A 12479-nucleotide genomic window follows, 5' to 3' on the forward strand; every position below is an offset into this window, starting at 1 on the left:
GTCCGTCCCGGTGATCGCCTTGGAAACGGCTTCCTCGAAGCCGGGCGTCGTTTTCGGCGTGGGCGTCCATGAGCCGGGCAGGCGCGCCACCGGCACGCCCTCATGCGCGGCCACCATGAATTCATGCCACGCCTGCGCCGGGAGGGCGCCGCCGGTGACTTTTTTCATCGGAGCGTCGTCGTCGTTGCCGAACCAGACGCCGGTGGTCAGATTGGCGGTGTAGCCGACGAACCAGGCGTCGCGCGACTTCTGGCTGGTGCCGGTCTTGCCGGCCGCCGGCCAGGCGAAACCGGCTTTGGTGGCGGTGCCTGTCTCGACCGTCCCGGTCATCATCGAATTCATCATCCCGACGATCTCGGGCCGGATGACGCGCGGCGCGGAGCCGCCGGTGTTTTCATAAAGCACCTCGCCGGAGGTCGTGGTGACGCGCCGGATGAAATGCACTTCCGGGCGGTAGCCGCCATTGGCGAAGGGGACATAGGCCGCGGTCAGTTCCAGCGGCGTGACTTCCGACGTGCCGAGCGCGATCGACGTGTTGGCCTGAAGCTCGGATTCGATGCCCATGCGGTGCGCGGCCTCAACCACCGCTTCTGGGCCGACCTCCATGGCGAGCTGGGCCGCGACCGAGTTCAGCGATTTCGCCAGTGCGGTTGCCAGCGTGACCTTGCCGAAATATTTGCCGTTGTAGTTTTCAGGCGTCCATTTGCCGATCCGGATGGGAGCGTCGGTGCGCACGCTGTCCGGCGTGCGGCCCTGCTCGAGCGCCGCCAGGAAGACGAACGGCTTGAAGGCCGATCCGGGCTGGCGACGGGCTTCGGAAGCGCGGTCGAACTGGCTGTTGGCGTAGTCGTAGCCGCCGACCATGGCGCGCACCGCGCCAGAATTGTCGATCGACACCAGGGCCCCCTGGCTGACGTTGAGCTTTTCGCCATTCTCGGAGATCAGTCGGCGGATGGATTTTTCGGCGAGATCCTGCAGCGTCAGGTCGACGGTGCTATCGACGATGATGTCGGCGCGGACATCGCCGATCAAGCCAGGCAGTTCCTCCATGATGCGGTCGGCGACGTAGTGCTCCGAGCCGGTCCAGTAGGCTGTGGCGCGGGTCGCGGGCGCGCTCATGGCGACGGTGAGTTCCTTCTCGCCGATCATGTCTTCATCACGCATTGCGGCCAGCACCAGCTGCGCGCGGTCTTCGGCGGCCTTGGGGTCGCGCGCCGGCGACAGCCGCGAGGGGGCCTTCAGCAGGCCGGCGAGAAGCGCTGCCTCCGCGAGCGTCACGTCGCGGGCGGACTTGCCGAAATAGCGGCGCGAGGCCGCCTCCACGCCATAAGAGCCGGAGCCGAAATAGACCCGGTTCAGATACATTTCCAGGATCTGGTCCTTGGTGTGCTTGTGCTCCAGCCAGAGCGCCAGAAGCACCTCCTGGACCTTGCGCTCGATCGTCCGGTCAGGTTTCAGGAACAGGTTCTTTGCGAGCTGCTGCGTCAGCGTAGAACCACCCTGCGTGAAGCGGCCATCCATCAGGTTGGTCGCCATCGCCCGCGCGAGTCCGATCGGATCGATGCCGAAATGCGAATAGAAGCGGCGGTCCTCGATCGCCATGACCGCCTGCGGGATATAGGGCGACATTTCATGCAGGCCGACAGCCTCGCCGCCGGTCATGCCGCGATTGGCGACAAGCTTGCCGTCGACGGAGACGATCTTGATGTTGGGGGAGCGGTCGGGAATGGCCCAGGTCGTGGCGCTCGGCATCTTGGCGCCATACCAGGCGACGATGCCGGCGGCGGCGATGCCGCCCCAGAGCGCCAGCACGAAGCACCAGTAGAACAGTCGCGTAAAACCACCGAGCAGGCCGCGTCGCTGTTTTCCGCGACTGCGGCGCGACGGTTTGCTCTTTGCCGATTTTCCCTTGGCCGGGGCCTTGCGTCGACTGCTCGGCATCACGCGATCATCCTCGCTCACCGACAGTTCCGACGAGGATCTTGCCCGCGCCGGCCCGTCAAAAGTCGGTTCGATGCGCGTCTTGTTTCGGTTCACCATGCCGTCCCGCTGTGTCCGTCCCGTTAGCGACGCCAACTGGACAGTAAATGCGGCGATTTAAGGGGGCGTTAAGCCGGCTTGGGCGCTCGCTGAAGGAATGCTTTCAATGACCGCCGACGATCTCGCAGATAGTCCGCTGCCAGTCTTTGCGCAGTTCCTCCGCGGTCGCGGGGCGCAGGCCGCAAGCGGCGACCGCGGTGGCCGCCGCCGCGACAAGTTCAGCATTGTCCCTTGCCGGCGAGCCGTCGGGCAGGAACAGATTGTTTTCAAACCCGACCCGGATATGGCCGCCGAGCAGCGCGCCGGCGGTGACGCAAGCGGTTTCGCGCGCGCCGAATGCGCATACGCTCCAATGGCCAAAGCGCGGCATGCCGGGCGCGAGAAATGGCAGGAGGTCGCCGGGCGACGATTTTTGGCCGACGCTGTAGCGGCCGAGCACGTAAAGCACCAGAATATCCTCGAATGGAATCAGGCCCCGCTCCTTCAGGGTGGCCAGCTTCACTGCCTCTTCCGGCGTGTAGAGGATGATTTGGGGAACGATTTTTTCCCGGCGCAGCCAACCCAGAAACTCCCCGAAAGCTGCCTCATGGCTGTCGTCCGGCAGCAATTCCCTGAGCGCGAGCGATACCGCCTCCGGCCGCACCTGGCGCACCACCGCCATCTGCTCGGCGGGCCGATATATGCCGAGCGCCTCGCTGGTGATCTGGATCACCAGCCGGTCGCCAACGGCGGCACGGATCGCGGCAATCACTGCGCGATAGGCATCGGCGTCCAGCAGATGCCCTCCGTCCCGGTCGCGCACATGCGTATGGATCATCGACGCGCCCGCCTCCAGGCAGGCCGCTGCCGTCGCGGCAAGTTCGGCCGGCGTCATGGGCAGCGCCGGATGATCGGCCTTAGTGCGGCGCCCGCCATTCGGCGCGACCGCGATGGCGACGGGGGCGGCAACGTTCAGGTCTGGTGCGGTCACGCGGTCAATCCATTTGTTTCATTTCGAGCTATGATGTAACATATGTTGCATCTTTCCGGCAGCGGGTCTAGGTTCTTCCCTATAGCCAAGCCGGCCCTCCGAGGACATCATGACCAAAATCCTGCATCGCCAGATCCATGCCAGCCTGCCGGTGGCCGTCGGCGGCCAGGGGGTGAATCTGCTTGATGCCGATGGACGCTCCTACATCGACGCCTCGGGCGGCGCGGCGGTGTCGTGCCTCGGCCACGGCCATCCCGATGTGTCGGCGGCAATGCACGCCCAGGCCGACCGGATCGCCTATGCCCACACGAGCTTCTTCACCAACGAGCCCGCCGAGAAGCTGGCCGATCGGCTGGTGGCGGGAGCGCCGCAGGGCATCAGCCATGCCTATTTCGTCTCCGGCGGCTCGGAAGCGATCGAGGCGGCGCTGAAGATGGCGCGGCAGTATTTCGTCGAGACCGGGCAGCCGCAGCGGCGCAACATCATCGCCCGCCGCCAGAGCTATCACGGCAACACGCTCGGCGCGCTGGCCACCGGCGGCAACGAAATGCGGCGCACGCAGTTTCGCCCGCTGCTGATCGAGACGCACCACATCGACCCCTGCTACGCCTATCGTTTCCAGGAGCCGGGCGAGAGCGACGAAAGCTATGCCGCGCGCGCCGCGCAGGCGCTGGAAGACAAGGTGCTGGAGCTTGGCCCGAAGACGGTGATGGCCTTCGTGGCGGAGCCGGTGGTCGGCGCGACGGCCGGCGCTGTGCCGCCCGTCGCCGACTATCTGAAGCGCATCCGCGCCATCTGCGATCGCCACGGCATCCTCTTGATCCTCGACGAGGTGATGTGCGGGATGGGCCGCACCGGCACGCTGCATGCCTGCGAGCAGGACGGCGTCGCGCCGGACCTGATGACGGTGGCGAAGGGGCTCGGCGGCGGCTACCAGCCGATCGGCGCGGTGCTGCTCAGCCAGAAAATTTTCGAGGCCTTCGCCAACGGTTCCGGCCTGTTCCAGCATGGCCACACCTATATCTGCCATCCCATGGCCTGCGCCGCAGCGCTTGCCGTGCAGGAGGTCATTGAGCGCGACGATCTGCTCGCCAATGTCCGGGCCATGGGCGCACATCTCTCGCGGCGATTGGGTGAACGGTTCGGCAACCACGCGCATGTCGGCGACATTCGCGGACGCGGCCTTTTCATGGGCGTGGAGTTGGTCGAGGACCGCTCGACCAAGGCGCCCTTCGATCCGAAGCTGAAGCTCCACGCGAAGGTCAAGCGCGAGGCGATGGCGCGCGGGCTGATGGTCTATCCCGGCGGCGGCACGATCGATGGGGTCCATGGCGATCATGTGTTGATCGCGCCGCCGTTCATCATAGACGCGGCGACGATCGATGCCGTGGTCGAGCGCCTCGGCGACGCGATTGATGCGGCGGTGGCCGTATAGGCATTCACTCCGCCAAATACGCGCCGAACGCCTGCAGCTCCAGCTCCGTCTCCCTGACCCGCTCGGCGGCGGCCGGACCGCTGCGCGCCAGCATCGTCGCGGCGAGCGCTTCCACGATCGCCATCGCGGCGGCCACCGACGGGAAGAAGGACGGGCTGTCGGTCGAAAAGCGCAGCGTAACCTCCGCATGCCGCGCGACCGGCGCGGCCATGCTGTCGGCGATGGCGACGATCGGCACGCCGTGCCGCCGCGCCGCTTCCACCACCGGCCCGAGTTCGCGCGAATAGGGCGAAAAGCCGATCGCCACGATCGCCTCCCTCTTGCCTAGCGCGGCCAGCTCCGCCTCCAGTGCGCCGCTGTCGCCGCCGAGCAGCGTGATGTCACGCCGGAACATCCGGCAGAGATAGACGAACGCGTGGGCTGGCGCGCGGCAGCTGCGGAACCCGGCGACGCGTATGCGCTGGGCGCGCTCCAATATGGCGCAAGCCTTGGCGATTTCGTCGCCGCCATTGACCGCTTCGGCGGCAGTGAGATTGGCCGATATCGTCCGCAGGGATTCAGCGAAGATCGCCTCCGCGCCGCGCTTGACCAGCGCGTCGGCCTTGGCCGCGAAGGGCGCGTTGCCGGAGCGCAGCCGGTCTTCGAAAGGTTTTCGCAGCGCGGCCCAGTCGGCGAAGCCCAGCCGCCGCGCCAGCCGCACGAAGGTCGTGGGCGTCACTTCCGAGCGCGAGGCCAGCACGCGCATCGACACAAGCGCGACCTCGTCGGGATGATCGACCAGGAAGCGCGCCGCCTTGCGGAGTTCCGAGCTCAGTTCGGGCAGGTCGGCCAGTATGCGCCCCTGGACCTCGTCGAAACCCGCTTCGCGCCCATCCATGTAACAAGTATTCCCCTTGATTGACAAAGCGCAACAATCGTAGCATGGCGCGACGTGCCTTCGATACAAAAAGCGCGATGGCCGCATCGGCACGCAACACCAAGGGAGAACTAGATGAAACATGACCGGATTATGCGTCGCGGAGCGCAAGCCGTGGCCCTGTCGGCCGCGCTGCTGTTTTCTGGCGGCGCGATGGCGCAGCAGAATTTCGTGACGATCGGCACCGGCGGCGTCACCGGCGTCTATTACGCCGCGGGCGGCGCGATCTGCCGGCTCCTGAACAAGGACCGCAAGACACACGGCATCCGCTGCTCGGTGGAATCGACCGGCGGCTCGGCCTTCAACGTCAACACGATCAAGGAAGGCGAACTCGACTTCGGCATGGCCCAGTCGGACGTCCAGTACAACGCCTTCCAGGGCGAGGAATCCTTCAAGGAAGGCGGCGCGCATGCCGATCTTCGGGCCGTGTTCTCGATCCATCCCGAACCCTTCACCGTGCTGGCGCATCCGAACGCCAACATAACCAAGTTCGAGGACTTCAAGGGCAAGCGCTTCAATGTCGGCAATCCGGGTTCCGGAACGCGGTCTTCCATGGAACGCCTGCTCGGCGCCATGGGCTGGACCTTGGCGGACTTCTCGCTGGCTTCGGAACTGAAGGCCGACGAGCACGGCCCGGCGCTCTGCGACGGCAAGATCGACGGCTTCTTCTACGGCGTCGGCCACCCGTCGGCCAACATCCAGGATCCGACGACCACCTGCGCCGCGAAGCTGGTGCCGCTGACGGGCGAAGTCGTCGACAAGCTCGTCGCCGACAACCCCTATTATGCCAAGGCGACCATTCCGGGCGGTCTCTACAACAACAACCCCGACGACGTCGAAACCTTCGGCGTCCTCGCCACACTGGTCACCTCGGCCAATGTTCCCGAAGAGACCGTCTACCAGCTCGTGAAATCGACGTTCGAGAATTTCGACGAGTTCAAGTCGCTGCACCCTGCCTTCGCCAATCTCGATCCGCAGAAGATGGTCACGGACGGAAATTCGGCGCCGCTGCATCCCGGCGCGGAAAAGTACTACAAGGAGAAAGGCTGGCTGAAGTAAGCTTCGCAACCTGACGACAGGCCGGCGGGTTCGTGGGGAGCCCGCCGGCATAATCCATAAGAAAGGGAGGGCGTCATGAGCGAAGTCAAGGAACAGCCGGCCGAGGTCGATCTCGAGCAGCTCGAACAACTCGTCGCGGAGGCCGATCCCGGCGGCCGCCACGCCGCGGGCGTCGCCGGGCAGGTGCTGCTTTGGGTGGCCGTCGCATGGTCGCTGTTCCAGCTCTGGTACGCCTCGCCCCTGGCTTTCGTTTTCGGCTTCGGCATTCTCAATGACACCGAGGCCCGCGCCATCCATCTCGGTTTCGCACTGTTCCTGACCTTCACGGCCTATCCGGCATTCAGATCCTCGCCGCGCGACCGCGTTCCCCTGCTGGACTGGGTATTGGCGTTCGTCGGCGCGTTTGCGGGCGCCTACCTGTTCCTGTTCTACGTTCAGCTTTCCGGGCGCCCGGGCCAGCCCACGACGCTCGACCTCGTGACCGGCACGGTCGGCATCCTGCTTCTCCTCGAAGCGACCCGCCGCGCGCTGGGGCTACCCATGGTCATCGTCGCTTCGGTGTTCATCTTCTACACCTTCGCCGGCCAGTACATGCCGGACGTGATCCAGCATCGCGGCGCCTCGCTGGTCAAATTCCTCAATCACCAATGGCTGACCACCGAGGGTGTGTTCGGCATCGCGCTCGGCGTCTCGACAAGCTTCGTCTTCCTGTTCGTGCTGTTCGGCACGCTTCTGGAAAAGGCCGGCGCGGGCAACTGGATGATGCAGATCTCGATCGCGCTGCTCGGCCATCTGCGCGGCGGTCCGGCCAAAGTTGCGGTGGTGTCCTCGGCGCTGAACGGCGTCGTCTCCGGCTCGTCCGTGTCCAACGTCGTTTCGGGCGGCATCTTCACCATACCGCTGATGAAGCGCACCGGCCTGTCCGGCGTGAAGGCCGGCGCGATCGAGGCGACCGCCTCGATCAACGGCCAGATCATGCCGCCGGTCATGGGCGCCGCGGCCTTCCTGATGGTCGAGTATGTCGGCATCCCATACGCGGAGATCGTCAAGCACGCGATCCTGCCCGCCGTGTTCTCCTATCTGGCGCTGCTCTACATGGTGCATCTGGAAGCGGTGAAGCTCGACATGCAGCCTATCCCGCAACGCCCGACGCCGCGGCGTGAGCGGTGGCTGCGCATGGGGCTCGGGCTTTCCGGCAGCATCCTCGCGGTCTGCATCCTATATTACGGCATCATCGCCATCCAGGCCGCCTTCGGCTCGGCCGCGCCGACCCTGCTCGCCGTCGCCGGCATCGTCCTCTACGTCGCCACCATCTGGTATTCGTCGCGCTATCCGGATTTGGAACTCGACGACCCGAACGCGCCGATTTTGGAACTGCCGCGCGCCTGGGATGTGACCCGGACCGGGCTCGATTTCCTGATCCCCATCGCCGTCCTGCTCTGGTGCCTGATGGTCGAGCAGCTTTCGCCCGGCCTTTCGGCCTTCTGGGCGACGGTCACGATCCTCGGCATCGTCGCCACCCGCAGGCCGCTTATGGCGATTTTCCGGAAGGAGCATTTCTCCAGCTCGGTGCGAGCCGCCGCGTGGGATCTGACCGACGGATTGGCGCTCGGCGCGCGCAACATGATCGGCATCGGGGTCGCCACCGCCACGGCGGGCATCGTCGTCGGCACGATCACGCTGACCGGCCTCGGACTGATGATGACGGAACTTGTCGAGTTCATCTCGGGCGGCAACGTCATCCTGATGCTGATCCTCGTCGCCGCGATCAGCCTCGTGCTCGGCATGGGCATTCCGACGACGGCCAACTACATCCTGGTGGCGACGCTTATGGCGCCGGTGGTGGTCGATCTCGGCGCGCAGGCGGGGCTGGCGATCCCGCTGATCGCCGTGCACCTCTTCGTCTTCTACTTCGGCATCATGGCCGACATCACGCCGCCGGTCGGGCTTGCCGCCTTCGCGGCGGCGGCGATCTCCAAGGAAGACCCTATAGCCACCGGTTTCCAGGGCGCGTTCTATTCGCTGCGCACCGCAATCCTGCCCTTCGTCTTCATCTTCAACCCTTCGATCCTGCTGATCGGCGTCGACACCTGGGCGCAGACGATCTGGGTCGCCGCGGTCTCGCTCGCCGCCATCCTGATCTTCTCGGCGGCGACGATGAACTTCTTCGTGACGAAGAGCCGGCTTTGGGAAAGCGCGGTCCTGCTGCTGGTCTGCTTCACCCTGTTCCGTCCGGACTGGTGGCTCAACCAGTTCACTGCGCCCTATGAGGAACGCCCGGCGAGCGAGTTCCTGTCGGCGGTCGAGCAGGCGCCGGAGGATGCGCGGATCAACTTCGTCGTCGAGGGCATCGACCTGATGGGCGAAGACGTGCGCAAGACGGTCAACGTGCCGCTCGGCGAACCGGCCGAGCCGCTGGAGCGGCTGCGCGCCATCGGCCTCACGATCGCTCCGGCCGGCGATACGCTGATGATCACCAATGTCGCCTTCGGCTCCTATGCCAAGCGCATCGGGCTCGACGTCGGTTATGACGTCACGGCGGTCCTCAGGAAGGCCGAGCAGCCGTCCACCTTGATCCCTGTTGGGGCGGCGCTGGCGGTTACGGCGCTGATCGCCGGGCTGCAGCTTGCTCGCAAGCGCGCCGCGGCTCGGGAATCGCAGGCGGCCTGAGACCCGCCCGCATGCCGGCTGGATATTGCATATAACTGGTCCTACCAGTTATATGCAGCCAGGGAGAGAGATCATGAATGCACCTTCCGGCAAGCGTTCCGGCGCCGAAATTCCTTTCGATCATGCCCGTGTCGACCGCCTCATGGAGGAGGCCGGCATCGACGTCCTGGTCGCCACCTCCAAGCACAATGTCCAGTATCTGCTGGGCGGCTACAAATTCATCTTCTTCGCCGCCATGGATGCGATCGGGCACAGCCGTTATCTGCCGGTGGTGATCTACGAAAAAGGCCGTCCGGAACATGCCGCCTATATCGGCAACCGCATGGAAGGCGGCGAGCATCACAACAATCCGTTCTGGACGCCGGCGGTGCACACCGCGACATGGGGTACGATGGACGCCGCAGGTCTTGCAGTCGAGCATCTGAAGACGATCGGCAAGGCCGATGCGCGAATCGGCATCGAACCGCCATTCCTGCCGGCCGACGCGCATGGCGCGCTGCAGGGGCTCGATGGCGCGAGGCTGGTGGACGCGACATCGATGCTGGAGCGCATGCGGGCGCTGAAGACGCCGGAGGAACTCGAAAAGCTGCGCATGGCGTCGGAGCTGATCACCGATTCCATGCTGGCGGTGTTTGCAAGCCAGGGGCCGGGTTCGACCAAGCAGGAGATCGTCGATGCGCTGCGCCGCGAGGAGACGAACCGCGGCCTGACCTTCGAATATGCGCTGCTGACGCTGGGCTCGAGCCACAACCGGGCGGTGTCGCCACAGGCCTGGCAGCCCGGCGAGGTGATGTCGCTCGATTCCGGCGGCAATTATCACGGCTATATCGGCGACCTCTGCCGCATGGCGGTGCTCGGCGAGCCCGACCGGGAATTGCAGGATCTGCTGGCCGAGGTCGAAGCGGTGCAGCAGGCCGCCTTCTCCAAGATCGCGCCCGGCGTTCTCGGCGGCGACATGATCGCCCACGCAGAGGCCGTGCTGAGGGCGTCGCCGAGCGCCGCCTTCACCGATTTCTTCGCACACGGAATGGGGCTTATCACCCATGAGGCGCCGTTCCTGATGACCAACCACCCGGTCGCTTATGAGGGCGTCGACGCCGCAAGGCCGCTGGAGGCCGGCATGGTGCTGTCGGTCGAGACCACGATGCTGCATCCGACGCGCGGCTTCATCAAGCTCGAGGACACGGTCGCTGTGAAGGACGGCGGCTACGAGATGTTCGGCGCCCGCGGGAGGGGGTGGAACAGGGGTGGATCGTGATACATCTGTCCGGGAATGGAGCTTCGGCGATTGGCGCTCCTGTCCATTTTACCAGTGCGTCCTTCGACAGGCTCAGGATGAGGGAGGTTGGGGGGCGACCGTCAATCTTGAAGGTTTAGCCGAACACACACGATCACAATCAACTCTGAGCGTGGGGCGCATCTGCACCGAGGAAAGCGTGCACTGATTGGCCCCCGAATGACGACCTGAAATGAAGTCGTGAAATAAAATGCCATCGCATCTGCGCCTTGCTGGTTCTCCCTCCCCGACGCCGTCATCATCCTGAGGTGCGAGCGAAGCGAGCCTCGAAGGACGCACCTATTCATCGCCACGCCCCGTTTCCGGTCTGGCCATTGCAGTGGTCGGGAAGACGGGCGGGCGGGAAAGCGCCGCACGAATTCGTAAAAAAGAACAGGCACTTCCATGCCCGCCCGTCCGGTGTCTGTCGCCACGGTCGACCGGTCACGCGCCGTCTCCATGCTGCCCCGCGGATTGCACACGGACGTTTCATGGTCGTTACGCACGGCTACTCCGCAAACCCGCCATCCAGGCATTTGCGCCTGCCGCGGGAACGCCGGCCCGTCGGACGCCCTCAGGCCCGTGGGAACCGAATCCACGGGGAGAGGTCACCGCCGCCCCACCCGATCCCCTGTCCGGAACCGGTTCCCGCAAGGGCGATGGACGGATTGTGCGGGACGGGCGGGATGTGTGAACAAATCCGGTGCGAAGAATCTTCTCGCCGGCTGTTATGCCATTGATCCACAACAGTTCTTTTTGCGCACGAGCCAAAATGAGAGTGGATCCTATCCACGTTTGAGGGCCGCAGTGCCCCCTCCACCATGCTTCGCATGGTCCCCCTCCCCCGTAAACCGGGGGAGGATCGGCAGCGCAACGATTCCCCTTCAGGCGGCCGGCGGCACCAGCCGGAAATCGGGCAGTTCGCGCAGCGCGAGTTCCGGGCCCGCGGGCGAATAGACGACGAAAAGCTGCATCGGCCCGTCGCCGGTGTTCGTCGTAGAATGGAAGCGGCTTTCGGGCACATAGACGGTGCAGCCGGGCCCGACCTTCCGCACCACCGGATTACCCTCTTCGTCCTCGACCATCTGCTCGCCGGTTCCGGAAATCACGAAGATGATCTCTTCCGCGCCGGGATGATTGTGCCGGGCATGGCCCTTCTGCAGGTCGACCACGCCGCCGGAGAAACGCGACGCGCCGTTGACCTCCGGCGCCACCGTCAGGGCCAGCCTGCCCCAGTCGAAGGCGAAGGTGTCGACCTCCTTCGGATAGACGAAATTCCGTTCCCTGGTCATGCGGCTCCTCCCCGGTTCCTGTTTGCCGCCGGCGCGCCGAGCGCCAGCTCTTTGAATGTCTCCGTCTGACTGCGGATGGCGGCTTCGGCGGGCAGCCGCTCCATCGAACTCGCGCCATAAAAACCGTGGCATCCGGTGCAGCGGTCGAGAATGTATTTCGCATCGTCGGGCATGGAAATCGGCCCGCCATGGCAGAGTACGAAGACGTCGCTGCGAACCTCGCGCGCCGCCTCGGCAATCGCATCGATTTCCGTGACGCAGTCGTCGAGCGACTTGGCCGAGGTCGCGCCGATCGAGCCTCCGGTGGTCACTCCCATATGCGCGACGATGATGTCGGCGCCGGCCCTTGTCATGGCGCGGGCCTCATCCGGGTTGAACACATAGGGCGTGGTCAGCAGGTCGAGCTTGTGCGCCTCGGCGATCATGTCGACCTCGAGGCCAAAGCCCATGCCGGTTTCCTCGAAACTTTGCCGCATGGAGCCGTCGAACAGGCCGATCGTCGGAAAATTCTGCACACCGGAAAAGCCCATGGTCTTCAGTTCGGAAAGCAGCAGCGGCATGATGACGAACGGATCGGTGCCGTTGACACCGGCCAGCACCGGCGTGTGCTTCACCACAGGCAGGACCTCGTAGGCCATTTCCTTGACGATCTCGTTGGCATTGCCATAGGCGAGCAGCCCGGCGGCGGAGCCGCGTCCTGCCATGCGGTAGCGGCCGGAATTGTAGATGATGATGAGGTCGATGCCGCCCGCCTCCTCGGCCTTGGCCGAGATGCCGGTGCCGGCTCCGCCGCCGACGATCGGCTGGGCGCGGTCCGCCAC

Annotated in this window: 9 protein-coding genes; 4 read left to right on the forward strand and 5 right to left on the reverse strand. The window is 65.1% G+C overall.

What is annotated here, in order from left to right:
* Window positions 1-2040, reverse strand: a 2040-nt coding sequence (locus tag MAXJ12_RS00990) for a transglycosylase domain-containing protein (protein ID WP_008833862.1), incomplete at its 3' end; no start/stop codon positions are given.
* Window positions 2041-2143: 103 nt separating this feature from the next.
* The gene (locus tag MAXJ12_RS00995; RefSeq protein WP_008833863.1) at window positions 2144-3010 is read right to left on the reverse strand and encodes a beta-keto acid cleavage family enzyme; all 867 of its coding nucleotides are present in this window, start codon (window positions 3008-3010) and stop codon (window positions 2144-2146) included.
* 109 nt (window positions 3011-3119) lie between these two features.
* Here MAXJ12_RS00995 and MAXJ12_RS01000 point away from each other — a divergent pair, with 109 nt between their 5' ends.
* Complete coding sequence (locus MAXJ12_RS01000) at window positions 3120-4445, forward strand: aspartate aminotransferase family protein (protein WP_008833864.1); 1326 nt, start codon at window positions 3120-3122, stop codon at window positions 4443-4445.
* A gap of 4 nt (window positions 4446-4449) precedes the next feature.
* Here MAXJ12_RS01000 and MAXJ12_RS01005 read toward each other — a convergent pair whose 3' ends face one another.
* Window positions 4450-5322, reverse strand: a complete 873-nt coding sequence (locus MAXJ12_RS01005; RefSeq protein ID WP_008833865.1) for a MurR/RpiR family transcriptional regulator — start codon at window positions 5320-5322, stop codon at window positions 4450-4452.
* Between the two features lie 114 nt (window positions 5323-5436).
* Here MAXJ12_RS01005 and MAXJ12_RS01010 point away from each other — a divergent pair, with 114 nt between their 5' ends.
* The 3 genes from MAXJ12_RS01010 to MAXJ12_RS01020 all read left to right on the forward strand — a co-directional run bounded on the left by MAXJ12_RS01010 (window position 5437) and on the right by MAXJ12_RS01020 (window position 10348).
* The gene (locus MAXJ12_RS01010; RefSeq protein WP_008833866.1) at window positions 5437-6420 is read left to right on the forward strand and encodes a TAXI family TRAP transporter solute-binding subunit; all 984 of its coding nucleotides are present in this window, start codon (window positions 5437-5439) and stop codon (window positions 6418-6420) included.
* 75 nt (window positions 6421-6495) lie between these two features.
* The gene (locus MAXJ12_RS01015) at window positions 6496-9090 is read left to right on the forward strand and encodes a TRAP transporter permease (RefSeq protein WP_008833867.1); all 2595 of its coding nucleotides are present in this window, start codon (window positions 6496-6498) and stop codon (window positions 9088-9090) included.
* 73 nt (window positions 9091-9163) lie between these two features.
* Complete coding sequence (locus MAXJ12_RS01020; RefSeq protein ID WP_008833868.1) at window positions 9164-10348, forward strand: M24 family metallopeptidase; 1185 nt, start codon at window positions 9164-9166, stop codon at window positions 10346-10348.
* Window positions 10349-11250: 902 nt separating this feature from the next.
* Here MAXJ12_RS01020 and MAXJ12_RS01025 read toward each other — a convergent pair.
* Together MAXJ12_RS01025 and MAXJ12_RS01030 are read right to left on the reverse strand one after the other, a co-directional pair.
* Entirely contained in the window at window positions 11251-11658 is a 408-nt protein-coding gene (locus MAXJ12_RS01025; protein ID WP_008833869.1) for a cupin domain-containing protein, read from the reverse strand.
* Window positions 11655-12479, reverse strand: a complete 825-nt coding sequence (locus tag MAXJ12_RS01030; protein WP_008833870.1) for a phosphoenolpyruvate hydrolase family protein — start codon at window positions 12477-12479, stop codon at window positions 11655-11657. Before MAXJ12_RS01030 ends, MAXJ12_RS01025 begins: the two co-directional genes overlap by 4 nt.

The sequence above is a fragment of the Mesorhizobium alhagi CCNWXJ12-2 genome (assembly GCF_000236565.1).
Taxonomy (GTDB): domain Bacteria; phylum Pseudomonadota; class Alphaproteobacteria; order Rhizobiales; family Rhizobiaceae; genus Allomesorhizobium; species Allomesorhizobium alhagi.

Bases quoted from the DNA above. Each gene is read 5' to 3' on its own strand.
- MAXJ12_RS01000 (WP_008833864.1), top strand. From the start codon at position 3,120: ATGACCAAAATCCTGCATCGCCAGATCCATGCCAGCCTGCCGGTGGCC.
- MAXJ12_RS01005 (WP_008833865.1), bottom strand. From the start codon at position 5,322: ATGGATGGGCGCGAAGCGGGTTTCGACGAGGTCCAGGGGCGCATACTG.
- MAXJ12_RS01010 (WP_008833866.1), top strand. From the start codon at position 5,437: ATGAAACATGACCGGATTATGCGTCGCGGAGCGCAAGCCGTGGCCCTG.
- MAXJ12_RS01015 (WP_008833867.1), top strand. From the start codon at position 6,496: ATGAGCGAAGTCAAGGAACAGCCGGCCGAGGTCGATCTCGAGCAGCTC.
- MAXJ12_RS01020 (WP_008833868.1), top strand. From the start codon at position 9,164: ATGAATGCACCTTCCGGCAAGCGTTCCGGCGCCGAAATTCCTTTCGAT.
- MAXJ12_RS01025 (WP_008833869.1), bottom strand. From the start codon at position 11,658: ATGACCAGGGAACGGAATTTCGTCTATCCGAAGGAGGTCGACACCTTC.